17 protein-coding genes, 2 tRNA genes and 1 pseudogene are annotated in these 23,500 nt (G+C 70.9%); 14 read left to right on the forward strand and 6 right to left on the reverse strand.

From position 1 onward, the window contains the following. The first annotated feature begins 127 nt into the window (after positions 1 to 127). Both ACFVXC_RS08820 and ACFVXC_RS08825 read left to right on the forward strand, forming a co-directional pair. Positions 128 to 1,777, forward strand: coding sequence for a long-chain fatty acid--CoA ligase (locus tag ACFVXC_RS08820; protein WP_389902931.1), 1,650 nt, complete (start codon positions 128 to 130; stop codon positions 1,775 to 1,777). A 50-nt stretch (positions 1,778 to 1,827) separates the two neighbouring features. Continuing rightward, positions 1,828 to 2,004 carry a hypothetical protein gene (locus ACFVXC_RS08825; RefSeq protein WP_389902933.1) on the forward strand — a complete coding sequence of 59 codons (177 nt, stop codon included), beginning with the start codon at positions 1,828 to 1,830 and terminating at the stop codon, positions 2,002 to 2,004. Between the two features lie 130 nt (positions 2,005 to 2,134). On the opposite strand, the gene ACFVXC_RS08830 is transcribed toward ACFVXC_RS08825, so the two are convergent. Beyond that, positions 2,135 to 6,643: a PAS domain-containing protein gene (locus ACFVXC_RS08830; RefSeq protein ID WP_389902935.1), complete on the reverse strand. Its 4,509-nt coding sequence runs from the start codon at positions 6,641 to 6,643 to the stop codon at positions 2,135 to 2,137. 437 nt (positions 6,644 to 7,080) lie between these two features. Then, entirely contained in the window at positions 7,081 to 7,524 is a 444-nt protein-coding gene (locus tag ACFVXC_RS08835) for an SSI family serine proteinase inhibitor (protein WP_389902938.1), read from the reverse strand. Positions 7,525 to 7,738: 214 nt separating this feature from the next. Here ACFVXC_RS08835 and ACFVXC_RS08840 point away from each other — a divergent pair. Further along, positions 7,739 to 7,829: transfer RNA gene (locus ACFVXC_RS08840), tRNA-Ser, on the forward strand. 219 nt (positions 7,830 to 8,048) lie between these two features. Continuing rightward, positions 8,049 to 8,121, forward strand: a tRNA-Arg gene (locus tag ACFVXC_RS08845). A gap of 342 nt (positions 8,122 to 8,463) precedes the next feature. Here the strand turns inward: ACFVXC_RS08845 and ACFVXC_RS08850 are convergent. Continuing rightward, positions 8,464 to 8,643: pseudogene (locus ACFVXC_RS08850) on the reverse strand (hypothetical protein); the annotation flags it as partial. Between the two features lie 201 nt (positions 8,644 to 8,844). Between ACFVXC_RS08850 and ACFVXC_RS08855 the strand changes: the two are divergent. Together ACFVXC_RS08855 and ACFVXC_RS08860 are read left to right on the forward strand one after the other, a co-directional pair. After that, positions 8,845 to 10,098 (forward strand): helix-turn-helix domain-containing protein, encoded by a 1,254-nt coding sequence (locus tag ACFVXC_RS08855; protein WP_389902939.1) that lies wholly within the window; start codon positions 8,845 to 8,847, stop codon positions 10,096 to 10,098. Positions 10,099 to 10,469: 371 nt separating this feature from the next. Further along, entirely contained in the window at positions 10,470 to 11,207 is a 738-nt protein-coding gene (locus tag ACFVXC_RS08860; protein ID WP_389902942.1) for a hypothetical protein, read from the forward strand. 95 nt (positions 11,208 to 11,302) lie between these two features. Here ACFVXC_RS08860 and ACFVXC_RS08865 read toward each other — a convergent pair whose 3' ends face one another. The 3 genes from ACFVXC_RS08865 to sigJ form a co-directional block, all read right to left on the reverse strand. Continuing rightward, positions 11,303 to 11,713, reverse strand: coding sequence for a hypothetical protein (locus ACFVXC_RS08865; protein ID WP_389902944.1), 411 nt, complete (start codon positions 11,711 to 11,713; stop codon positions 11,303 to 11,305). A 119-nt stretch (positions 11,714 to 11,832) separates the two neighbouring features. Next, entirely contained in the window at positions 11,833 to 13,086 is a 1,254-nt protein-coding gene (locus tag ACFVXC_RS08870) for an NAD(P)/FAD-dependent oxidoreductase (RefSeq protein WP_389902946.1), read from the reverse strand. Between the two features lie 124 nt (positions 13,087 to 13,210). After that, the gene (gene sigJ, locus ACFVXC_RS08875) at positions 13,211 to 14,158 is read right to left on the reverse strand and encodes an RNA polymerase sigma factor SigJ (RefSeq protein ID WP_389902949.1); all 948 of its coding nucleotides are present in this window, start codon (positions 14,156 to 14,158) and stop codon (positions 13,211 to 13,213) included. Between the two features lie 102 nt (positions 14,159 to 14,260). Here sigJ and ACFVXC_RS08880 point away from each other — a divergent pair, with 102 nt between their 5' ends. From ACFVXC_RS08880 to ACFVXC_RS08915, 8 genes are all read left to right on the forward strand, one after another. Continuing rightward, positions 14,261 to 15,040, forward strand: a complete 780-nt coding sequence (locus ACFVXC_RS08880) for a chitinase (RefSeq protein ID WP_389902952.1) — start codon at positions 14,261 to 14,263, stop codon at positions 15,038 to 15,040. A gap of 34 nt (positions 15,041 to 15,074) precedes the next feature. After that, positions 15,075 to 15,989: a DUF2797 domain-containing protein gene (locus ACFVXC_RS08885; RefSeq protein ID WP_389902955.1), complete on the forward strand. Its 915-nt coding sequence runs from the start codon at positions 15,075 to 15,077 to the stop codon at positions 15,987 to 15,989. 106 nt (positions 15,990 to 16,095) lie between these two features. Then, positions 16,096 to 16,518, forward strand: coding sequence for an antibiotic biosynthesis monooxygenase family protein (locus ACFVXC_RS08890; protein WP_389902956.1), 423 nt, complete (start codon positions 16,096 to 16,098; stop codon positions 16,516 to 16,518). Beyond that, a complete protein-coding gene (locus ACFVXC_RS08895; protein ID WP_389902959.1) occupies positions 16,515 to 17,411 on the forward strand; it encodes an amidohydrolase family protein in 897 nt (298 codons plus the stop codon). Before ACFVXC_RS08890 ends, ACFVXC_RS08895 begins: the two co-directional genes overlap by 4 nt. Before the next feature lie 82 nt (positions 17,412 to 17,493). Further along, on the forward strand, positions 17,494 to 18,255 hold the full coding sequence (locus ACFVXC_RS08900; RefSeq protein WP_389902962.1) for a response regulator transcription factor: 762 nt from the start codon (positions 17,494 to 17,496) through the stop codon (positions 18,253 to 18,255). Next, positions 18,252 to 19,832, forward strand: coding sequence for a sensor histidine kinase (locus ACFVXC_RS08905; protein ID WP_389902965.1), 1,581 nt, complete (start codon positions 18,252 to 18,254; stop codon positions 19,830 to 19,832). The genes ACFVXC_RS08900 and ACFVXC_RS08905 overlap by 4 nt, the downstream gene beginning before the upstream one ends. Positions 19,833 to 19,858: 26 nt before the next feature. Next, entirely contained in the window at positions 19,859 to 21,220 is a 1,362-nt protein-coding gene (locus ACFVXC_RS08910; protein WP_389902968.1) for a glycosyltransferase, read from the forward strand. After that, positions 21,217 to 23,424 (forward strand): ArnT family glycosyltransferase, encoded by a 2,208-nt coding sequence (locus ACFVXC_RS08915; RefSeq protein ID WP_389902971.1) that lies wholly within the window; start codon positions 21,217 to 21,219, stop codon positions 23,422 to 23,424. The genes ACFVXC_RS08910 and ACFVXC_RS08915 overlap by 4 nt, the downstream gene beginning before the upstream one ends. Positions 23,425 to 23,500: the final 76 nt, after the last annotated feature.

The raw sequence follows: 23,500 nt of genomic DNA on the forward strand, positions 1-23,500 counted from the left end.
GACCTTTCTTCTCCCGCCCTAGTGACATACCGTGCGGTATGCGGCAACAATCTGGCGAGCCCTACTGCCAGGTAGGTCATTCGGGAGCCGCCCCGGATGAATGCCGCGCGCCCACCGGGAGGACGCCGTGCTGAGCACGATGCAGGACGTACCACTGACCGTCACCCGCATCCTTCGGCACGGGACGACCGTGCACGGGTCGTCGCAGGTCACCACATGGACCGGCGAGGCCGCTCCGCACCGCCGCAGCTTCCGTGAGATCGGCGAACGCTCCGCTCAGCTCGCGCACGCGCTGCGCGAGGACCTCGGGGTCGACGGCGACGAGCGCGTCGCCACCTTCATGTGGAACAACGCCGAACACGTCGAGGCCTACTTCGCGGTCCCCTGCATGGGCGCCGTCCTGCACACCCTCAACCTCCGGCTGCCCGCCGACCAGCTGACCTGGATCGTGAACCACGCGGCCGACCGCGTCATCATCGTCAACGGCTCCCTCATCCCGCTCCTCGCGCCGCTCCTTCCGCAGCTGCCGACCGTCGAGCATCTGGTGATCTCGGGCCCCGGCGACCGCTCGCCGCTGGCCGGAGTCCAGGCGCGGGTGCACGAGTACGAGGACCTGATCGCCGCCAAGCCCACGGCCTACGACTGGCCCGATCTCGACGAGCGCACGGCCGCCGCCATGTGCTACACCTCCGGCACCACCGGCGACCCCAAGGGCGTCGTCTACTCCCACCGTTCCATCTACCTGCACTCCATGCAGGTCAACATGAGCGAGTCCATGGGTCTGACGGACGCGGACACCACGCTCGTCGTCGTCCCGCAGTTCCACGTCAACGCCTGGGGCCTGCCGCACGCGACCCTGATGGCCGGCGTGAACATGCTGATGCCGGACCGCTTCCTGCAGCCCGCCCCCCTCGCCGAGATGATCGAGTCGGAGCGGCCCACGCACGCGGCCGCCGTCCCCACCATCTGGCAGGGCCTGCTCGCCGAACTCAGCGCGAAGCCGCGTGACGTCAGCACCCTCGGACAGGTCACCATCGGCGGCTCGGCCTGCCCGCCCTCGCTGATGGAGGCGTTCGACAAGCTGGGCATGCGGGTCTGCCACGCCTGGGGCATGACGGAGACCTCCCCGCTCGGCACGGTCGCCCGTCCGCCGGCCAAGTCCATCGGTACCGACGACGAGTTCGCGTACCGCCTCACCCAGGGCCGTTTCCCGGCCGGGGTCGAGGCCCGCCTGGTCGGACCCGGTGGTGAGCACCTGCCGTGGGACGGCGAGTCGGCGGGCGAGCTGGAGGTGCGCGGGCCGTGGATCGCGGGCGCCTACTACGGCGGCGCGGACGGCGAGGCACTCAAGCCCGAGGACAAGTTCAGCGCGGACGGCTGGCTGAAGACCGGCGACGTCGGCGTGATCACCTCCGACGGATTCCTGACGCTCACCGACCGTGCGAAGGACGTCATCAAGTCGGGCGGCGAGTGGATCTCCAGCGTCGAGCTGGAGAACGCGATCATGTCCCACCCGGATGTCGCGGAGGCGGCGGTCGTCGCAGTCCCCGACGACAAGTGGGGCGAACGCCCGCTCGCCACGGTCGTGCTGAAGGAGGACGCGAGCATCGACTACGCCGTCCTGCGCGACTTCCTCGCGGGCACCATCGCCAAGTGGCAGCTGCCCGAGCGCTGGGCGATCGTGCCCGCGGTGCCCAAGACGAGCGTCGGCAAGTTCGACAAGAAGGTGCTGCGCAAGCAGTACGCCGACGGGGAGCTGGACGTCACGAAGCTCTGACGGGGTCGGCGGGCGCGCGCTCGGCGACCAGCGGCACCAGAAGCTGAGGTATGACGCTCGCCGCCGCGGCGACGAACAGGGCGCAGGCGAGCGCGACGGAGCCCGAGCAGACCGAGGCCGCCGCCAGTGGGTGCCGGCGCGGCTTCGTGCGGGTTCGTGTTGCGCAGGTTCGTTTCGTGCGGGCTCGCGTTAAGCAGATCCGCGTCGAGCAGATCCGCGTCGTGTAGGCCTGGCCCGTTCAGGCCTGGCCCGTTGAGGTCTGGCCCGTGCGGGTCTGGTCCGTCCAGGCTGGCCCGTTCAGGCCCGTTCAGGCCCGTTCAGGCCCGTTCAGGCCCGTTCAGGTCCGGTCCGTGCCGGTCAGTTCGTGCCGATCTTCGCCAGCAGATCCACGATGCGCCCCTGCACCTCGTCGCTCGTCGAGCGCTCCGCGAGGAACAGCACCGTCTCCCCCGCCGCGAGCCGCGGCAGCTCCGTCTGGTCGACGGCGGCGGTGTAGACGACGAGCGGGGTGCGGTTCAACTGGCCGTTCGCGCGCAGCCAGTCGATGATTCCGGCCCTGCGGCGACGTACCTGCAGCAGGTCCATCACCACCAGGTTCGGCCGCATCTGTGCCGCGAGCGTCACCGCGTCCGCGTCGCTCTCGGCCCGTGCGACCTGCATGCCACGCCGTTCGAGCGTCGCGGTCAGGGCGAGCGCGATCTCCTCGTGCTCCTCGATGAGCAGGACGCGGGGCGGGTGCTGCTCGCTGTCGCGGGGCGCGAGGGCCTTCAGGAGTATGGCGGGGTCGGCGCCGTACGCTGCTTCGCGCGTCGCCTGCCCGAGTCCCGCCGTGACGAGCACGGGGACCTCGGCGGCCACGGCGGCCTGGCGCAGGGACTGCAGGGCCGTACGCGTGATGGGACCGGTCAGCGGGTCCACGAAGAGGGCCGCGGGGAACGCGGCGATCTGGGCGTCGACCTCCTCGCGGGAGTGCACGATCACGGGACGGTAGCCGCGGTCGCTGAGGGCCTGCTGCGTGGTGACGTCGGGCGCGGGCCAGACGAGGAGGCGGCGCGGGTTGTCCAGGGGCTCGGGCGGCAGTTCGTCGTCCATGGGCTGCGGCTGGGGCCGGTTGGAGACCTCTACCGCGCCGCCGGGACCGTCCAGCGGCTCCGGCCCCTCGTCGGCGTCCTCGTCCGGTGCGCCGATCGCGTACGCGCGGCCCGTGCCCTCGGTGGAGGACCCGATCCGGGACTGCGGCTGGGCCTGGGCCTGAGCCTGGGCCTGGGCTTGCGCCTGGGGGTGCGGGCGGGCCGCGGTCTCGGGGCGGTCCTCGCCCGCGGGAGCCGGGGGAGTGGACAGCCTGCGTCGGCGCCCGGATCCGCTGACGGAGCCGCCGAGGGTGTGGGACTGCGACTGCCCCGTGGCCGGTGCCTGCGCCGGTGCCTGTTCAGGCAGCGGGCCCGCGGTGGACTGCGGGCCTACGGCGGGCTCCGGGGCATCCGGGGTCGCCGGGGTCGGCGTGGAGGGCTGGGTCTGTTGGGCCTGAGGATTCTGCTGTGCCGGAGATGCCTGCGGGGGCAGCGGAGGCTGCGGTGCCTGCGGGATCCGTGGATTCTGTGGCGGCTGCGGGGACTGCTGGGACTGCGTCTCCCCCGCCGCGGCCTGGCCGCGCTGCCGCAGCCCGAGCCGAAGCTGCTGCTGCTCGGCGATCTGCTGGCCGAACGGCACACCCTGCCCGAGCGTGCGCACGCTGATCGCGCGCCCCTGCGTCGAGTCGGGGTCGCCGGGCGCGGCCTCGGCGGGCAGCGGCTGCGCGGCCCGGGCCTCGGCCCCGCGCTCGGGCGGGAGTGCGACGCCCCTGCTGGGCGTGTGGACGCCCCGCGCGGGAGTGCCTTCGGCGTACGTGGTGGCCTGCGAGGGAACACCGGCGGGCGGCGTCTCTTGTACGTCCCCCGCCGTACCGGAAGCTGCGGGAGCACCAGGAGTGGCGGGCGCCTCAGATGCCCCCGGAGCCCCCGGAGCCCCCGGAGCCCCCGGAGCCCCCGGAGCCCCCGGAGCCCCTGGAGCCGAGTGGGACCGCCGGCGGCCCGTCGGCGCCTGGGACGGGTGAGGCTGCGGAGGGGTGTGGTCGTCGTCGGGGTGGCGCAGAGCGGCATCGTGCTCCTGCTGCTGACCCGTGTCGTCCTGGTCCGCGGATGCGGGCGGCAGAGCGAAGACGCGCCCGCTGGGAGCCTCCTCGGCGGCGGCACGCTCCTTGGCGGCGGCCAGCGCACGGCGGCGGCGCCCCGTCGGCCGGGGCGAGGCCTCGCCCGCGTCGCCTGCGACAGCCACAGCGGTGCCGACCCCGGAACCACCGGCGGCGGAAGGCAGCGCGGGCGGCAACGCCAGCTGCTCATCGCTCCGGCGGGCCCGCTGCCCGGAAGGGGCGGGTGCCACGGCCCCCGCGCGAACCGGCACGCCCTGCGGCGGCACCGTCTGCCCCAGAGCAGCCGACCCGGCAGCGGCGTGTTCGGCAGCGGTCACCACGGAGCCCACGGAGCCCACGGACGCCACAGAGGAACCTACGGTGCCCGTAGAGCCCGCAGAACCCTCCGCGGCGCTGGGCCGACCACGACGCCGCCCAGTGCCGCTGGAAGCCTGCGAACCCTCGCCCCGCGCGGGCGCCTCCGGAGCAACCGCCACATCGGCCGAACCCGTACCCGTACCCGAACCCGTACTCGAACCTGAGCCCGTACCCGTACCCGTACCTGAGCCCGTGACCTGGGCGGCGGCGGCCTGTGCCTCAGCGACCTGCGCCTCAGCGGCCTCCGCGGCACGGCGTCCACGACGCCTCCCGGTCCCGCTGGACGAAGCCCCACCGGACCCACCGGTAGCCCCACCGGAGGCCCCGCCCTCGATCCCGGCGGCAGCACCCCCCGAAGAACCGCCCCGGGAATCCGAACCACCCGAACCCGAACCCGAACTCGAATCCGAATCCGAATCCGAACCCGAACCCGAACTCTCCAGGAAGGAGTCCACCGAGGGCCCAGCAGCCCGCCGGGCCCGTCGCCGCCCGCCGCCCGTGGCAGGCGAAGCCTGCTCAGGCACGACGACCGAAGAGCCAACAGAGTCGCCCGTCACCTCAGGAGCAGCGGGTGCCACGCCGGCCGCCGCTGCGCCGGTCGCCCCGCTCCCCGCACCGATCGGTACTTCAAGAACGTACGCATTGCCGCTCATCCCCGGCACCTCATGCGTCTGCAGCACGCCGCCGTGCGCCCGCACGATGCCCCGGACGATCGGCTCGTGCACCGGGTCTCCCCCGGCGTACGGCCCCCGCACCTCGATACGGACGACCTCACCGCGCTGAGCGGCGGCGACGACCACGGTCGAGTCCACGTAGCCACCGGCCTGCACGGCCGAGGGGTTCACACCGGCGCGGGCGTTGCCCGTGGCGTCGATGCCGGCCACGTCGGCGACCAGGTGGGCGAGAGCCGTGGCAAGGCGCCCCGGGTCGACCTCGACCTCGATCGGCGGCGCGTGCACCGCGAACTGCGCGCGTCCGGGCCCGATCAGCTCGACCGCGCCCTCCACACCGCTGGCGACGACGGCGTCGAGCATGACCTTCACGCGGGAGAGCTGTTCCGTGCCCGAGTCGAGCAACTGGAAGCCCAGGACGTTGTCGACCAGGGTCGTGATGCGCGCGTACCCGGCCGAAAGATGATGAAGGACCTGATTCGCCTCGGGCCACAGCTGCCCGGCGTCATCGGCGGCCAGAGCCGACAGCTCGCGCCGCAGCTCGTCGAGCGGACCGCGCAGGGACGAACCGAGCACGGCGAGCAGCTGCTCGTGCCGCGCCGCCAGAGCGTCGTACCGCGCCTTCTCGCTCTCGGCGAGCTCCTCGAACCGGTCCTTCTCGCGCTCGGCGAGCGCCGCGTACCGGTCCTGTTCGGCGGCGATCTCCTCCGCACGCTCCTCGGCGGCGGCGGCCAGTTCGGCGGCGTGCCGCTCGGTGGCGGCCCGCAGTTCCTCCGTGCGCCGGTCGGTCGCGGCCTGCATCTCCTCGGCGTGCTGCGCGATCGCGGCCTCGTGCTCCTCGGCCAGCGCGTCGTAGGGCCGCCGGTCGGTGAACGTCATGACCGCGCCGACGAGTTGGTCCCCGTCCCGCACCGGTGCCGTCGTCAGGTCGACGGCGACCCGGTCACCGCTCTTGGACCACAGGACCTGTCCGCGTACCCGGTGCTTGCGCCCGGAGCGGAGCGTGTCCGCGAGCGGGGACTCCTCGTAGGGGAAGGGCTCGCCGTCGGCGCGCGAGTGGAGCACCAGGTGGTGGAGTTCCTGCCCGCCCAGGTCGCTGGCCCGGAAGCCCAGTATCTGCGCGGCGGCCGGGTTGACGAGGACGACCCGGCCTTCGGTGTCCGTTCCGACGACGCCTTCGGCGGCGGCGCGCAGGATCATCTCGGTCTGCCGCTGGGAGCGCGCGAGTTCGGCCTCGGTGTCCACGGCGCCTGAAAGGTCGCGTACGACGAGCATGAGCAACTCGTCACCGGTATAGCCGTAATTGTCGTACGCGTCCCGGATGTCCTCGAGGTTCGAACTGGTGACCTCGACGGGGAACTCGCTGCCGTCCGTGCGCCGCGCCATCATCCGCGTCGGCTTGGTCCGCCCGCGCTCGTCGATGGATTCGGGCCTGCGCATCGATCCGGGAATGAGCCGGGAGTCGAACTCCGGCAACAGATCGAGGAGCCCACGTCCCACGAGGGCGGTGCCCGGCGTCTCGAACGCCTCGAGCGCGATCGCGTTCGCGTTCACGACGGTCCCGTTGGCATTCACGAGGACCAGCGCGTCCGGGAGCGCGTCGAGTATGGCTGCGAGGCGAGCAGCGCCTCGGGATGGCCTGCTGCTCACGACGACGCTTCCTCCCTGGTTACTGCTGCTTGCCGACTCGTCCAGGCCATCTTGCCCCGCGGCCCGCGGCGTGTCACGGGAGGGAGTCTACGGGGAGCGGTTGTGCGCGCGACGCCGGATGAGAGGGAGGTCGCACGCAGAAGATGTGAGGCTTCCGTACCCCCTGGTCACGGCGAGGTGGTGGCGGGACGGTTTCGGCCGGGGCCGGGAAGCGGCCCCGGCCGTGGCCAGAAACGGATAGCCGGAAACCGGTCCGAACCAGTTCCCGGCCAGCCTCGGACCCGTCTCGGGCCAGCCTCGGACCTGTCGCGGACCCGTCCCGGACCCGCCTCGGACCCGTCCCGGACCCGCCTCGGACCCGTCCCGGACCTGGTCCGGATCCGCGCCTCGGACCCGTCCCGGACCTGGTCCGGATCCGCCTCGGGCCTGGTCCGGAGCTAGGCGGTGGCCTCGGGCAGCACCGGGACGAGCCTGTCCCATCGGGAGATCTCGCATCCGTTGCTGCGGTTGTACGTCGCGTCGACGGGCCGGCCGTGCCAGGTCCCGGTGATGTGCGCGGTGGCGGGGCCGCCGTACTGCATGGTGCAGCTCGCGTCGGTCGGCGTGGGCGCGAAGGTGTCGCTGCCCCACCTGCCCTGGTCGAGCTTTCCGCACGCGTCCTCCGCGTGCGGGTGCGTGCCGCCCGTCGGGTGACATTCCAGCTCGTACGTCCCGTCCCGCCCGTCCCCGGCCTTGGTGACCTCCACCGTGAGCCGGTCGGGGGTCGACTCGGTCAACGGCGTCGACAGGTGGAGGGGGCCCATGTCGGCGTGGGCGACGGCGGGCGCGGCGGACAGCGCGGCGGCGGCCGCGGCGGCGGTGAGGACGAGACGGCGCAGCATGACGGGGCTCCACTGGGTGCGGGATACCGGGTACGCGAACACGTACGGGCTCTACCGCGTCTAACGCCGTTGACGCCACGACGTTGCGGGCGGCGGAAGACGCTTTGCTCTGCGGGCCGCCCGACTAGTACCTTGGAATCCGCGATTGGTGACACGCCGCCTGGCTGTGTCATCATCTGCACGCACCCCTCGCGTTCGCGCAGGTGTGCAAGCTGGAGGCGTCGCCTAGTCCGGTCTATGGCGCCGCACTGCTAATGCGGTTTGGGACTTAAATCCCATCGAGGGTTCAAATCCCTCCGCCTCCGCTGCAAGATCCCGAAGCCCCGGTCCACTGGACCGGGGCTTCGGTCGTGAGTACGGATCGTCAACGGCTCGTTCGAGGCCCGTTTGCGGCTGTTTCCCCAGCTCAGACGGGTCGGGGGAAACGGATTTCGCCTCACGGCACAGGTCATGTAATGTTGTTCTCGCAACGCCGACCGGGGCGAAAAACCCCGGAAGGAAGAGCAACACAACAGAAGAATCAAGCACTCGTAGCTTAACGGATAGAGCATCTGACTACGGATCAGAAGGTTGCAGGTTCGAATCCTGCCGAGTGCACAGCAGACCAGAGGCCCTAGCGGGTAACCGCTAGGGCCTCTGGCTTTTGCGTTGACGGCAGTCGTTGACGGCAACCGCCCTAGATTGCGACAGGTGACCCGGCTAGGCCGTCATCGTTATCCGGCCCGTCGCTGTCATCCGGCCCGTCGCCGTCGTCCGCCGCCAGGGCGTCGCCCACGCGATCGAAGGCCGCCCGCTGTGTCGAGGCGTACGAAGCGGCACGAATGGCCACCCCTCCCTTGGAACCCACACCACGATTACGTTCCCGTCCGGTCGGCCCGCGTATCCCCGTGGCTGGGGCGGGCGGCCTTCACAGCCGACCGAGCTACCGAGAAGCACCTTGTCGTCGGTGAGCAGCTCAGCAACATGGCCGAGCAGATCGTCCGCCATGCCGAGTTGCACAGACTCGATGTTGTCCGCCACGCGGTCCAAGTAGCCTCTGCCGTCGCTGGACAGGTAGCACGGGTTGCCTTCGGGGGTCGACCAAGGAAGCAGCCGTGCCGAGTGCGTCGTGACCGTCACGCCAGCACCTCCGTACCGTGCGGCAGGATCGGCACTCGAAATCTCGCGCTAGTTTGAGTCATGTCGTCAACCTCCTGGGTTGATGGCCACGCCCCCGGGCCGTCCACCACGGTCGCGGGGGCCCTTCTTCAGCAAGACCCTTGCGCCAAACGCCTGTTGATCCCATCCCGCGGCCCTATAGGCCCGTCCTATATTGGAGATATGGGAGACACTCCCGAGAACCTGTGGACCCACCCGCAGCTAGCAACGGCGGTCACCAGCGCGGACTGGGGCGCCGTCTTTCGCACGTATCGCAAGCTCACCGGCTTGAGTCAGACGAAGCTGGGGGAACGGGTCGGTCTCGCCCAGTCCGACGTGTCCGACATCGAGCGGGAGTGCCGCCGAATCACCTCCGTCGAGGTGCAGCAACGCATCGTGGGTGGGCTCAGAATTCCGGCCGGACTCCAGGCTGTAACAGCAGAGGCAGGCCGGGCAGAGACCCCGGTTCCGGGGCTTTCGCTTCCGGGAGCCGCGCCGGACGAGGATCTGTTGGCCCGAGTGACGAGCGTGGTCGACTCCTCCCACCGAGTCGACGTGGCCACCCTCGATTGGCTTGACCGACTGCTTGCCGAGCATCGCCGCGCCGAGGACCACATCGGGTCACGGCCACTCGTCGACGTGATGCGCCAGCAACTTCGGACTGTCGTCGACCTGTACGCGGGGGCACGTGGCCCGCTCGCAGACCGCGTCGTACGACTCGCTTCCGAACACGCGCAGTTCCTCGCGTGGATGGCCCAGGACCAGGCGCAGTCTGCCGCCGCCCTTGCTTGGTACGACCGTTCGCACGAGTGGGCGCTGGAGGCGGGAGACGCCAACATGGCCGCCACGACGCTCAGCATGAAGGCGCACATGGCGTGGTCCGGTGGCCGGGGAACCAGGTGTGTCCGCCTGGCGGAAGCGGCCCGCTGGTCAGCGCCGGGCACCTCGCTCGGAGTGCAGGGCATGGCCGCGCAGATGGCCGCCCGAGGGCACGCGCTCAACGGTGAGGCCGACGACGCCCACCGCCTGCTCGATGAAGCGCATGGGCTCATCCGCCGGGCGTCCGAACACCCCGAGGACGAGCCGGTGTGGATGTACTTCTACGACGAGACGTGGTTCACCCTGCAACGTGGCATGGCAGCACTGCACTTGCACGACTGGCGGGAAGCCGTGGATCAGATCACGGTCGGGCTTGCCGCACTGCCGGACGAGTACCGACGCGACAAGACCTGGTACCGCGCTTGCCTCGCGCACGCACTCGCCGGGGCCGGTGAGTCTGGGCAAGCGGCGTCAGTGGCTGTGGCGAGCGTTCCCGATGCCGCCGACATCGGGCGCCCGCACTCGTGGAACGAGCTGCACACCACGGCCGCCGTGCTTAAGCGCAGGGGAGCGAAGGAGGGTACGCAGTTGGTTGCCGCACTCCGCGAGTACGACTGAACGGGCCGTACTGGCCGCCCGCCCTTGATGACGGCAACGACGGCACACACAGGCGCGTGAGCGCGAACGCAGGCGCCCAATCCAGGGGGCGAACGGGGCCTCTCCCCGGCCGCCACCCCAACCATCGTGTCAAGTGTTCACCGCCGTCCGGAGGGGGCCACAGCGGGCGGAGTGCGGAGTGCGGAGTGCTTCACTTCGAACCCGCGAGACCCATCGTGACACCCGCCAGATGGTGCGTGCATTGGCCCCTCACGCGAGCCTACGAATGCGAGGCGCGCGGGAGCTCAACTCCTCGTCAGCGGACGGATACTGAGGTGTGACAGCGAGCGAGCCTGTCTGCTGAGCCCGGCTAGTCATCCGGGAGGAGCCTTATGCAAGAGGCGGTCTATGGCCTACTCGGGGCGGTGGGCGGCGCTGTTGTGACGGCCGCTGCTGCGTATTGGGGGCCATTGCAGGCACAGAAGCGCTCACGGGAACAAGCCGAAGAGGAAAGGAGACTGGCTCAGGAACGAGCGGAGCAGGAAGGAGCGCTGGTTCGCAGAGAAGCCGCAGCGGCCGAGCGACGAGAACGTCAGCAGGCACAAGTAGCCGTTGTGGCACGGGTTCGTAGATCGGTAGGTGACTGGTGTCAGCTCTTAAGCGCGGCGCGGTACCGATACGACGGCGGGATAGCTGACGACCAACGGCGACGGGATGAAGAGGAGCGCTTCCGCCAGGTCATGGCGCACGCCAGAGATGCCGCAAGCGCCTCGATCTACGACGCCTTGAACGAGGGGCTGCACATCCGCAGCTCCGAAGGGAGCGTTCCTCTTGGAGATGGCGCGCGGGCTCAACGGCACGAGGATGGGAAGCGGTTGATCTTGGATGCGCTCGACGATGCGACATTCATGATTCGGCAGCTGATAGTGCTGGCCCCCAATGACGAGCGGCGACGACAGGCAACTGCTCGGGCCGCGTACAGCTTTCGGCAATTACTCGAAGTCCGAGCCACTCTCGCTCAGATCCTCATGGAGCGTGTGGTGGACATCATGGACGTAGATGTGATCGACACGAGTGGTGGAGCGGGATTTTCAGCAGGCGGGTCTGCCAGGCCCCCGGGCACGCCCTAAACATGCATGAGAACTGAGGTCACCGAACTCGACTCAGGGTCGGTGCTCTGGACGGGTACGGGTCGCCGTTTCGCTCCCGGGTTCGCCACAGCCGGCTAGGAGCGCCAGTTGAAGGCACGGCGTAGTGCCAAGGTCGCGTCGACCTCCGGGAATGCCCGCCGGATCTCACGGTCTACCAGGTCGATCAGCAGCTCCAGCACGCCAGGTGCTGCGCCGTGCACCAGCTCACGCAGGTACCCATCGAGTTCGGCCACGTCAGCGGGTAACGCGACGTCCGCCAGCAGCGCCACACCGTCCGTCTTGTACGGCGCGGGCGGTAGGCCCACCTTCTCCGGGTGCACGCAGACGGGCACACCTTGCAGGGTGTACCTGTGGCCGTCCTCGGGGCTGAAGGGGCACTCGCGAGACGGACGTTCGGCCACGTCGAACTCGCCGTGCGGGAAGCGGCGTGAAGGACAGATGCCGCACGCGCGGTGGCCGTCACCGGAGACGAAAGTCTCGACCATGCGCAGAGGGTAGCGTGGTGGAAACGGATGGTGATCCGGAGTTGCTGTTCTCCATGGCTCCGGGGCTGGGGCCGGGATCCGTTAGGTCGCCCCGCCCCCGCCCCCGCCCTGCCACCCCCTCAGGCCGACGTCTTGACCGGCGATGCCGCCGCCCGGGACTGCTCCCGTACGACACGGCGGGGCCGGGACGGCATCCTGAACGTCGGGTTGGCCACGGACCAGGCCGCGCCCTTGCAGATCAACTCCTTGTAGAGGGCGGCGAGTCGTCCCGTAAGGGCCGCCCGTATGGCGCGGTCGTCGGCGGTGACGTACTGGATCAGGCCCTCCTTGCGGCCGAGCGAGATGCACTGGTTGAAGTAGCGCATCGGCGTGTTCGGGGTCTTTCCGCCGGTCAGGCGTGCCGTGACGGCTTCGGCGGCCTGCCATGCCATGGGGGTGCCCGTGGCGCACGACATGCGCAGCGGCTTGTCGCCGGGGCCCATCGCCATGGCCGCGTCGCCGATGGCGTACACGTCCGGGTGCGACACCGAGCGCATGGTCCCGTCGACCACGATCCGGCCGGTGTCGGTGACGTCCAGGGTGGTGGCCTGTGCGATCGGGTGGACCGCGAAGCCGGTGGTCCACACGGTGACCGCGGCCGGGATGGACCTGCCGTCCGCGGTGGTCACGTGGTCGGCCCGCACGGCGGCGACGGATGCCTGCTCGTGCACGGTGATGCCGAGCTCGGCGAAGACCTTCCGCGCGTGTCCGCGGCCCTTGGGCGAGAGCCAGTCGCCGAATCCGCCGCGGGCGGCGAGGGCGACATCGAGGTCCGGGCGGGCCTCGGCGATCTCGGTCGCGGCCTCCAGGCCGGTGAGGCCGCCGCCGACGACGGTCACGGTCTCTCCGGCGCCAAGGCCGGCCAGGCGCTCGCGCAGACGGAGCGCTCCGGGGCGGCTCGCGATCTCGTAGGCGTGCTCGGTGGTGCCGGGGACGCCTTGGGCGTTCCAGCCGCTGCCGAGGGCGTAGAAGAGGGTGTCGTACTCCAGTTCCTCATTCAGTTCCGAGTCCAGTTCCGCGCCCGGCTCCGCGTCCGCGTTCGCGTTGTCCTGGCCGATGGCGGTGACGGTGACCGTCTTGCTGTCCACGTCCACGCCGGTGACCCTCGCGAGCCTCAGCTCGACGCCGGTGCCCGCGAACATCTCGTCGAAGGGCCGGGGCTTGAGGTTCTGGCCGACGGTCAGCTGGTGCATCCGAACCCGCTCGACGAAGTCGGGCTCGGCGTTGACGAGGGTGATGGCTACGTCCTCGCGGTGCAGTCGCTTGGCAAGGCGCCCTGCGGCGATGGCTCCGGCGTATCCGGCTCCGATGACGACGATGCGGTGCTGCTGCATTTCCTGGCTCCTGTCATTCATCAGCTCTTCAGCGGGTTCGCCCCTTGAACCGGGCAGCCCGCCGTTTCCTGACAGGAACCCGATGTGAAGCACCTCACATCGGGGAAGGGGTGGGGGCAGCGGGTCAGAAGGCCGCGTCGAGCAGGGGCTCACCGTGGTCCGTCGCCGCCCACTGCCGGCTCGCGCGGGCCAGCTTGTCGGGGTTCACCTGGTTGCGGAACGCGGTGATGCCCTCGGCGCTGATCTCCAGGCACATGATGCCGACGACCTGGCCGCCGAAGACCGCTACGAGGGCGGGTTCGCCGTTGGCGGCCGTGAGGTGGACCTCGGGCGAGCCGCCGAGGTAGGCGCGCTTGGCCCCGCTCGGCTTGAACAGGCCCCGCATGAACTTGGCGACCGCGACGGCGCCCTCGAACGCCTTGGCGCGGGCCGGGATCTTCCCGCCGCCGTCGCCGATCGCGACGGCGTCCTCGGTGAGCAGCCGTACGAGTGGCTCGGTCCGGCCGCTGGTGGCGGCCGCGAGAAATTCCTCGACGATCCGCCGGGCCGCCGCCCCGTCGATCTCGGTGCGGGTCTTGCCGTCCGCCACGTGCTTCTTGGCGCGGTGGAAGATCTGCTGGCCCGCGGACTCGGTGATGTCGAGGATCTCCGCGATCTCCCGGTGCGGGTAGCCGAAGGCCTCCCGCAGTACGTACACCACCCTCTCGTCCGGTGAGAGGCGCTCCATGAGGGTGAGGACCGCGTACGAGAGCGATTCGCGCTGCTCCGCGGTGTCGGCGGGGCCGAGCATCGGGTCCCCGGCGAGCAGTGGTTCGGGCAGCCACTGGCCCACATAGGTCTCGCGCCGGGCGCGCGCCGAGGTGAGCTGGTTGAGGCAGAGGTTGGTGAGGACCTTCGTCAGCCAGGCCTCGGGGACCTCGACGCGGTCGACGTCGGCGGCCTGCCAGCGCAGGAACGTGTCCTGTACGGCGTCCTCGGCGTCGCTCGCGGAGCCGAGGAGGCGGTAGGCGATGGCCTCCAGGCGGGGCCTGGAAGCCTCGAACCGGTCCACGTCGTTCATGGTCAGAGCCATGGCCGCGATCCTAACTCCCGTGGTGCGTGACGGGAGTTGCCGAGGGCCTCGTATTGACATGCACGGCACAATGGTCCGGACCAATCCCGCCGGGGATGGGTGATGTCCGAGGAGAGTGATGACGCAGTGTGGAGAAGACGAGCTCTTGCTGTTCTGGTCGGGCTTGCGGTGCTCTCCGGGGTGAGCGCGGGAGTGAGCTCCGGAGCGAGCGGGGCCAGTGCCGTCGCGGGGTCCGGTACCGCCGCAGCCGAGGGGCGGGGCAAGGCGCGGTTCGTCGTCAGTGAGGCTCAGTTCGAGCGGATGTTCCCCGAGCGGGACTCCTTCTTCACGTACGACGGTCTCGTCGAGGCCACCCGTGCCTACCCCGAGTTCGCGCGGACGGGCGGCAAGGTGGTGCGGCGCCAGGAAGCCGCCGCCTTCCTGGCCAACGTCAGTCATGAGACCGGGGGGCTGTTCTACGTCGTGGCTCAGGACGAGTCGACGTATCCGATCTTCTGCGACAAGACCCGGCCCTACGGGTGTCCGGCGGGCGAGTCCGCGTACTACGGGCGTGGCGCGATCATGCTGAGCTGGAACTTCAACTACAAGGCGGCCGGGGACGCGCTGGGGATCGACCTGCTCAATGATCCGGGTCTTGTGGAGCGCGATCCGAAGGTGGCCTGGATGACCGCCCTTTGGTACTGGAACACCCAGACCGGGATGGGCACCCTGACCGGGCACGAGGCCATGGTGGAGAAGAAGGGGTTCGGCGAGACCATCCGCAGTCTCAACGGGCCCGAGTGCGGCGGGGGCAAGCCCGAGCAGGTGAAGCACCGGGTCGGGCTCTACCGTGACTTCGTACGCGTGCTGCACGCCGCGCCCGGTCGGCACGTCAGCTGTTGAGACAGTTGCCGGGATACGGCGTAAGACTGTCCCCATGGAGTGGCGCAGTGCGGGGTTGAGCTGGGCGGATCCGGAGCGCCCCGGGCTCGTGTGGGAGCGGGGGGACGTCAGTCCGCTGGTCGTGGGGCGGCGGGTGGGCTTCCGGGCTCTCGGGCGGCGGCGGTGCGTGGGGGCGCGGGGAAACCCCTGCCCGACCGCCGCTGTCGTGCCGGGGCGGGGGACACAGGCCCGGTGTGCCGAGTGCGCGCGGCTCGACCGGGCGCACTCGGTGGCCGCCGACACCATCGCCGACGATCCGCGGACCTACCGCGTCTATCTCGCGTGGTTCGGCGTCGGGATGGTGAAGGTCGGGATCACCCGTGAGGAGCGGGGATCGGCGCGGCTGCTCGAACAGGGGGCCGTTGCCTTCGGCTGGCTCGGGCGCGGGCCCTTGATGGCAGCGCGGCGGGCCGAGGAGTTGCTGCGGGTCGCTCTCGGGGTGCCGGACCGGATCTCGTACGCCAGGAAGCGGGCCGTCAGGCCCACCTTGCCGGGGGCGGACGAGCGGCGGCGCGAGCTGGAGCGGATGCATGGCTTCGCCCTCGCGCTCGACGGCTGGCCCGAGTCGCTCGAACGGATGCCCCTGGGGAACCACGCTCTGGTGGACCACGGCGCGGTGTTCGGGGTGGAGCGTCTCGCGGGCGTCGGTGGGTTCGCCGTCACCGAACTCGTCGACCGTGGGGTGGTGCTGGGGGATCTCGTCGCCGTGGCCGGGCCCGATCTGTATCTGGACGACGGTGGGCGGCTTGTCGTCCTCGACAGTCGGCTGCTGCGGGGGTGGCGGCTTGAAGGGGTGCGGGAAGGGGAGCGGGGAGGGGCTCGGGGAGGGGCTCAGGAAGGGGCTCGGGGAGAGGTGCGTACGACTGTTCCCGTACGGGAGGTTCCCGTGGTTCAGGGCGGTCTCTTCTGAGTCTCGTGCCGCCCCAGCCGACCGGCTGGTCAAGCCTTTCTGCCCGTACGGCAATGAAGGCGCGGAGAGGGTGGACAGGCGGGTGGGCGTGACCGATTCTCAGGACATGAGTGATCAACCCGTTGCGCCTGTCCAGCCCTTCGAACTGCCCTACTACGCCGTCGTGTTCACCTCGCTGAGAACCGAGACCGAAGACGGCCCTGACAGCCCTGACGGCCCCGACAGCCTCGACAGCCCCGACAGCCCCGACGACGGCTATGGCGAGGCCTCCGACCGCTTGGAAGAGCTCGTCACCGCCGTCCCCGGTTTCCTGGGCATGGAGTCCGCGCGGACGCCCGGCGGGCTCGGCATCACCGTCGGGTACTTCCGCGACGAGGAGGCGATCCTGCGGTGGCGCGGCGACGCCGAGCACCGCATGGCGCAGAAGCGCGGGCGCGACGAGTGGTACGAGAAGTACGCCGTCCACGTCGCCAAGGTGGAGCGGAGCTACGGCTTCGAGCGGGGCCACGCGGCGGAGGCAGGGTCTTGAGCGGGGATGACGGCGAAGGCGCGGCCGTCCGCGATTTCTGGGAGCGGCTCGGCCTTCCCGGACTCATCGACGTACATACGCACTTCATGCCCGAGCGCGTCCTGTCCAAGGTGTGGGACTACTTCGATTCCGCCGGGCCGCTGACCGGCGTGAAGTGGCCCATCGCCTACCGGCACGAGGAAGATCAACGGCTGGCGATCCTGCGGGAGTTCGGGGTGCGGGCCTTCACCTCGATGGTCTATCCGCACAAGGCCGGCATGGCGGAGTGGCTCAACGGCTGGGCCGTCGACTTCGCCCGCCGGACGCCCGACTGCCTGCACACCGCGACCTTCTTCCCCGAGCCGGGAGCGCAGGCGTACGTGCGGGACGCCGTCGACGCCGGGGCCCGGGTCTTCAAGTCCCATGTGCAGGTGGGGGCCTACGACCCCAATGACGCGGCGCTCGACCCCGTCTGGGGGCTGCTCGCCGAGGCCGGTGTCCCGGTCGTGACGCACTGCGGGTCGGGGCCCGCGCCCGGCAAGCACACCGGCCCGGAGCCGATCGGGCGGCTGCTTGCGCGCCACCCCCGGCTGCGGCTCGTCGTGGCGCACATGGGGATGCCGGAGTACGTCGACTTCCTCGACCTCGCCGAGCGGTACGACGAGGTCAGGCTGGACACGACCCTGACGTTCACCGACTTCTCCGAGGAATTCTCGCCGTTCCCGCGCGCGGAGCTGCCGCGCCTCGCCGACCTGGGGGACCGGATCCTCCTAGGGTCGGACTTCCCCAACATTCCGCACGCGTACGTCCATCAGCTGCACGCCCTTGAGCGGCTCGGCCTGGGGGACGACTGGCTGCGCGCGGTCTGTCACGGGAACGCGGCCGAACTCTTCGGGCTGCCGGACGGTCCGTAGGCGCCCGGCGCCGAAGCCTTTCTCAGGGAATTCACAGGTTCTGGCAAGAGCTCTCTCAGGGCCGCCGCGCAGTCTGTGTGGCATGACTACGACCTCGCCCCAGGGGCGTACCGAACTGCTCAGGGCGGACGGGAGCCCCGTCCGCGTGCTCGTCGTCGACGACGAGGTGTCGCTGACCGAGCTGCTCTCCATGGCCCTGCGGTACGAGGGCTGGCAGATCCGCAGCGCGGGGGACGGCGTCGGTGCGGTGCGCACCGCACGCGCGTTCAGGCCCGACGCCGTGGTGCTCGACATGATGCTGCCCGACATGGACGGCCTCGCCGTGCTCGGACGGCTGCGGCGCGAGCTGCCCGACGTGCCTGTGCTGTTCCTGACGGCCAAGGACGCCGTCGAGGACCGCATCGCCGGTCTCACCGCCGGGGGCGACGACTACGTCACCAAGCCGTTCAGCCTGGAGGAGGTCGTCGCGCGCCTTCGCGGGCTCATCCGCCGGGCCGGGGCCGCCGACCGGCGCAGCGAATCCGTCCTCGCCGTCGGGGACCTCACCCTCGACGAGGACAGCCACGAGGTCACGCGGGGCGGGGACTCCATCCACCTCACCGCCACCGAGTTCGAGCTCCTTCGGTACCTGATGCGCAATCCGCGGCGCGTGCTCAGCAAGGCGCAGATCCTGGACCGCGTGTGGAACTACGACTTCGGGGGCCAGGCCAACGTCGTCGAGCTCTACATCTCGTATCTCCGCAGGAAGCTCGACGCGGGCCGTGAGCCGATGATCCACACGCGGCGCGGTGCCGGGTACCTGATCAAGCCCGCGCCCTCGACCGAGGCGGCAGCGGCCTCATGAGACGGCGGCGACAGCCGCGGTCGCTGCGGACGCGGCTCGTCGTCTCGGCTGTGGCGCTGATCGCCGTCGTCTGCGCGGTGATCGGCACGGTGACGACCATCGCGCTGCGCTCGCACCTGTACGACCAGCTGGACGGCTCGCTCGGGGCGGTCGCGATGCGTGCGGCGGGGCCGATGCCGAAGCCGGGGGCCGACGGTCATGACGTGCCTTCCGTGGATCAGGACGATCCGCTGCGGTTCGTCTCCAAGGGGCCTCAGGAGATCGGCACCGTCGGGGCCGTCGTCGAGGAAGACGGCTCGGTCGGCCAGGCCCTGGTCAGCAGGGATCCGGACAGCGGCAGCTACGAGCCGCGGGCCGATCAGCTCGACGCGGCGCAGTCCGCCGCCCTCGCCTCCGTGCCGCGGGACGAGCAGGAGCACAACGTCGACATCCCGGACCTGGGCGACTACCGCGTGAAGTACGCGACGGGCCCCAACGGCGACTTCCTCGTCGGCGTCCCCACCGCCAAGGTGCAGAACACCCTGGAGACGCTCGTCATCGTCGAGGTCAGCGTCACGGCCGCGGGCCTGGTCGCCGCCTCGCTCACCGGTGCCGTCATGGTCGGCGTCGCCCTTCGCCCGCTGCGCCGGGTCGCGGCGACCGCGACCCGGGTATCCGAACTCCCGCTGCACAGCGGCGAGGTGACGCTGTACGAGCGCGTCCCCGACACGGAGCCGAACACGGAGGTCGGGCAGGTCGGCGCGGCGCTCAACCGGATGCTCGACCATGTGCACTCCGCGCTGCACGCACGCCAGGAGAGCGAGACGCGGGTACGGCAGTTCGTCGCGGACGCCAGCCATGAGCTGCGTACGCCACTGGCCTCGATCCGCGGCTATGCCGAACTGACACGCAGGGGACGCGAGTCGACCGGACCCGACACGCGGCACGCGCTCGGCCGGATCGAGTCCGAGGCGCAGCGGATGACGGGCCTCGTGGAGGACCTGCTGCTGCTCGCGCGTCTCGACGAGGGGCGAGACGGCGGACGCCCCGGCAGTGACGGCCCCGGTGCCCGACTGCCGCTCTCGTATCCGAGCACTGATCTCTCTCCGCTGGTCGTCGACACCGTGAGCGACGCGCGGGCCGCCGGACCCGAGCACTACTGGGCCCTGGAACTGCCGGACGAGCCCGCGCTCGTCCTCGCCGACCCGGCCCGCCTCCAGCAGGTCGTCGTCAACCTCCTCGCCAACGCGCGTACGCACACGCCACCGGGCACGAAGGTCACCGCACGCGTGCGGCGGGCCGGACCCGGCGTGTGCCTGGAGGTCGAGGACAACGGCCCCGGCATCGCCCCCGCCCTCCTCCCCCACGTCTTCGAACGGTTCGCCCGCGGCGACGCCTCCCGCTCCCGCAACGCCGGGTCCACGGGGCTCGGCCTCGCCCTCGTGGAGGCCATCGTCGCGGCGCACGGCGGCGGCGTGACGGTGGAGAGCGCGCCGGGACGGACGGTGTTCACGGTGACGCTGCCCGCCGTATCGCACCAGGTCAGCGGCTTCGAGCGGCACTCACAGGCGGGCCACAGGCTCACCACACCGGCCTGACAGACCACTTGGCGAATGTCGGTGTCATGCAAACCGACTCTTCTCCGGGCGGCGCTTGCTCGGTCCCTCTGCCGGCGCGGGCCCACCTCCCCGCCGGATGGCGCGATGTGCCCGTCCTGGACATCGTGATCCCCGTCTACAACGAGGAGAAGGACCTCCAGCCGTGTGTGCGGCGCCTGCACGACCATCTCGTACGCACCTTCCCCTATCCCTTCCGCATCACCATCGCGGACAACGCGTCCACGGACCGCACCCCCGAGGTGGCGGCGCAGCTCGCGGCGTCGAGCGAAGAGGTCCGGTACACGCGCCTTGAGCAGAAGGGGCGCGGACGGGCCCTGCGCGCCGTGTGGTCCGCCTCGGACGCCCCCGTCCTCGCCTACATGGACGTGGACCTGTCCACCGACCTCAACGCGCTGCTCCCGCTGGTGGCGCCGCTGATCTCCGGGCACTCGGACCTGGCGATCGGCTCCCGGCTCGCGCGCAGCTCGCGTGTGGTGCGCGGCCCCAAGCGGGAGTTCATCTCGCGCGGCTACAACCTCATCCTGCGCAGCTCCCTGCACGCACGCTTCTCCGACGCCCAGTGCGGGTTCAAGGCGATCAGGGGCGACGTGGCGGGGGTGCTGCTCCCGCTGGTCGAGGACACGGGGTGGTTCTTCGACACGGAGATGCTGGTGCTCGCCGAGCGCGCGGGCCTGCGCATCCACGAGGTGCCGGTCGACTGGGTCGACGACCCGAACTCCACGGTCCACCTGGTCAAGACGGCCACGGACGACCTCAAGGGAGTGTGGCGGGTCGGGCGCGCCCTCACGGTCGGCGCGCTCCCGCTCGACCGCCTCGCGCGCCCCTTCGGGGACGACCCGCGCGACCGCAAGCTGGCCGGAGTCCCCGGCGGCCTGGCCCGCCAGCTGGTCGGCTTCTGCGTGGTCGGCGCGCTCTCCACGCTCTTCTATCTGCTTCTGTACTCCGGCTTCCGTACGTTCTCGGGCTCGCAGGTGGCCAACGCGCTCGCCCTGCTCGTGTCCGCGATCGCCAACACCGCCGCCAACCGCCGCCTCACCTTCGGAGTGCGGGGCCGCGACAGCGCGATGCGCCACCAGGCACAGGGCCTCGTGGTCTTCGCCATCGGCCTCGCCCTGACCAGCGGCTCGCTGGCCGCTCTCGGCGCGGCGTCGGGCAACGCGTCCCACGGCACGGAACTGGCGGTGCTCATAGCCGCCAACCTCGCGGCGACGGTGCTGCGGTTCCTGCTCCTGCGGGCCTGGGTGTTCCCGGAGCGCCGCGACGCCGCGGCGACCCCCGTGATCCGTTACGAGCAACTCCCCCAGCAGGAACAGCAGCTCCGCGTCACCGCAGCCGCGGACACCCACGACCCGAGGAACGCGCGATGACGACCACCCACCCCGATCACTCGGCCCAACCGGCACCCCCGCCACCGGCGGCACCGCCCCACGAAGGCGCCGCACACCGGCGCGCGGGAGCGGGCGGGTTCCTCACCCGTGTGTGGCGCGGACGCGCCGACGACCCGCGCTGGGCGCGCCCCGCCTTCCTGGGTCTGCTGCTCGCGACCGCGGTCCTCTACCTCTGGAACCTCAGCGCGTCCGGCTACGCCAACTCCTTCTACTCCGCGGCCGTCCAGGCGGGCAGCCAGAGCTGGAAGGCGATGTTCTTCGGCTCGCTGGACGCGGGCAACGCGATCACCGTCGACAAGCCCCCGGCCGCGCTCTGGCCGATGGCGCTCTCCGTGCGCCTCTTCGGGCTCAACTCCTGGGCGGTGCTCGCCCCGCAGGTCCTGATGGGCGTCGCGACGGTCGGTGTGCTGTACGCCGCCGTGCGCCGCCGCTTCAGCCCGGCGGCCGGACTCGTCGCGGGCGCCGTGCTCGCGCTCACGCCCGTCGCCGCGCTGATGTTCCGGTTCAACAACCCGGACGCGATCCTCGCGCTCCTGATGACCGTCACCGTGTACTGCGTGCTGCGCGCCCTGGAGAACGGCCGCACCAAGTGGCTGGTGTGGGCGGGCGTCGCGGTCGGCGTCGCCTTCCTGGCCAAGACGCTGCAGGCGTTCCTGATCCTGCCGCCGCTCGCGGTCCTGTACGCGGTGTGCGCACCCGTGCGCCTTCGCAAGCGCTTCGGTCAGCTCGCCCTCTCCGGGCTCGCGATGATCGTGGCCGGTGGCTGGTGGGTGGCCGTCGTCGAACTCTGGCCCGCCTCCTCGCGCCCGTACATCGGCGGATCGCAGAACAACTCCTTCCTTGAACTGACCTTCGGCTACAACGGCCTCGGCCGCATCAACGGCGAGGAGACCGGCAGCGTCGGCGGGGGCGGCGGTGGCGGTGGCGGCGGCATGCAGTGGGGTGAGACCGGGCTCGGGCGGATGTTCAACTCCGAGGTCGGCAGCCAGATCTCCTGGCTGCTCCCCGCCGCCCTGATCCTGCTCGTCGGCGGCATCATCCTGACCTGGAAGGCCCGCAGGACCGACACCGCGCGCTCGGCGTTCGTGGCCTGGGGCGGCGCGCTCCTGATGACGGCGGCCGTCTTCAGCTTCATGGCGGGGATCTTCCACCAGTACTACACGATCGCCCTCGCCCCCTACATCGCGGCGCTGATCGGCATGGGCGCCACGGTCCTGTGGGAGGAGCGCGCCAAGTGGTGGGCGGGCGCGCTGCTCGGCGTGAGCGTCGCGGGCACGGCCTGGTGGGGGTACGTCCTGCTCGGCCGGACCCCGGACTATCTGCCCTGGCTGCGCTGGGCGGTGCTCGTCGGCGGCCTCGTGGGCGCGCTCGGCCTGCTGCTCGCGGCCCGGCTCGGGCGGCGGATCGCCCTCGTGGCGGTGGGGCTGAGCTTCGCCGCGTCCTTGGCGGGGCCGGTCGCGTACACCCTCTCCACGGTGAACAGCGCGCACACCGGGTCGATCGTGACCGCGGGTCCCGCTTCGGCGGGGCGGATGGGAGGCGGCCCCGGTGGCGGCGGTCCTGGCGGTGGCGGCGGTGGCGGAATGCAGCCGCCCGGCCAGCAGGGTCAGAACGGCAAGCAGGGCAACAACGCCATGCAGCCCCCGACGGGCGGCCAGAACGGCGGCGGCATGGGCCAGCCCCCCGGCCGGAACGGCAAGCAGGGCGGTAACTCCCAGGGTCAGCAGGGCAAGCAGCAGGGCAAGCAGCAGGGTGGCTTCCCCGGTGGCGGTACCGGCGAGCGCGGCGGCATGGGCGGAGGCGGCGGCATGGGCGGCCTCCTCGACGGCGCCCAGGTCAGCGCCAAGGCGAAGAAGCTCCTGGAGGCGAACGCCGGGGACTACACCTGGGCGGCGGCGGCCATCGGTTCGCAGAACGCGGCGAGCTACCAGCTCTCCACCGGCGACCCGGTGATGGCCATCGGCGGCTTCAACGGCAGCGACCCGTCACCGACCCTCGCGCAGTTCAAGCAGTACGTCGAGGACGGGAAGATCCACTACTTCATCTCGGGCGGAGGCATGGGAGGCGGCAAGGGCGGCGACAGCGGCACCTCCTCCAAGATCACCTCCTGGGTGGAGGACACGTACAAGAAGGTCACGGTCGGCAGCGCGACCTTCTACGACCTGACCCAGCCGAAGACCTGATCCAGCCGAAGACCAGACCCAGCCGAAGAGCCGACAGCTCGAACGGATCGGGGCCGGCCGCGACCTTCCTGAAGGT

It is taken from the genome of Streptomyces sp. NPDC058257 (assembly GCF_042881845.1).
Classification (GTDB): domain Bacteria; phylum Actinomycetota; class Actinomycetes; order Streptomycetales; family Streptomycetaceae; genus Streptomyces.

What these genes read in the sequence shown, in the direction of transcription:
- ACFVXC_RS08825 (WP_389902933.1), top strand. Translation starts at nt 1,828, where the DNA reads ATGACGCTCGCCGCCGCGGCGACGAACAGGGCGCAGGCGAGCGCGACG.
- ACFVXC_RS08835 (WP_389902938.1), bottom strand. Translation starts at nt 7,524, where the DNA reads ATGCTGCGCCGTCTCGTCCTCACCGCCGCCGCGGCCGCCGCCGCGCTG.
- ACFVXC_RS08855 (WP_389902939.1), top strand. Translation starts at nt 8,845, where the DNA reads ATGGGAGACACTCCCGAGAACCTGTGGACCCACCCGCAGCTAGCAACG.
- ACFVXC_RS08860 (WP_389902942.1), top strand. Translation starts at nt 10,470, where the DNA reads ATGCAAGAGGCGGTCTATGGCCTACTCGGGGCGGTGGGCGGCGCTGTT.
- ACFVXC_RS08865 (WP_389902944.1), bottom strand. Translation starts at nt 11,713, where the DNA reads ATGGTCGAGACTTTCGTCTCCGGTGACGGCCACCGCGCGTGCGGCATC.
- ACFVXC_RS08870 (WP_389902946.1), bottom strand. Translation starts at nt 13,086, where the DNA reads ATGCAGCAGCACCGCATCGTCGTCATCGGAGCCGGATACGCCGGAGCC.
- sigJ (WP_389902949.1), bottom strand. Translation starts at nt 14,158, where the DNA reads ATGGCTCTGACCATGAACGACGTGGACCGGTTCGAGGCTTCCAGGCCC.
- ACFVXC_RS08880 (WP_389902952.1), top strand. Translation starts at nt 14,261, where the DNA reads ATGTCCGAGGAGAGTGATGACGCAGTGTGGAGAAGACGAGCTCTTGCT.
- ACFVXC_RS08885 (WP_389902955.1), top strand. Translation starts at nt 15,075, where the DNA reads ATGGAGTGGCGCAGTGCGGGGTTGAGCTGGGCGGATCCGGAGCGCCCC.
- ACFVXC_RS08890 (WP_389902956.1), top strand. Translation starts at nt 16,096, where the DNA reads ATGAGTGATCAACCCGTTGCGCCTGTCCAGCCCTTCGAACTGCCCTAC.
- ACFVXC_RS08900 (WP_389902962.1), top strand. Translation starts at nt 17,494, where the DNA reads ATGACTACGACCTCGCCCCAGGGGCGTACCGAACTGCTCAGGGCGGAC.
- ACFVXC_RS08905 (WP_389902965.1), top strand. Translation starts at nt 18,252, where the DNA reads ATGAGACGGCGGCGACAGCCGCGGTCGCTGCGGACGCGGCTCGTCGTC.
- ACFVXC_RS08910 (WP_389902968.1), top strand. Translation starts at nt 19,859, where the DNA reads ATGCAAACCGACTCTTCTCCGGGCGGCGCTTGCTCGGTCCCTCTGCCG.
- ACFVXC_RS08915 (WP_389902971.1), top strand. Translation starts at nt 21,217, where the DNA reads ATGACGACCACCCACCCCGATCACTCGGCCCAACCGGCACCCCCGCCA.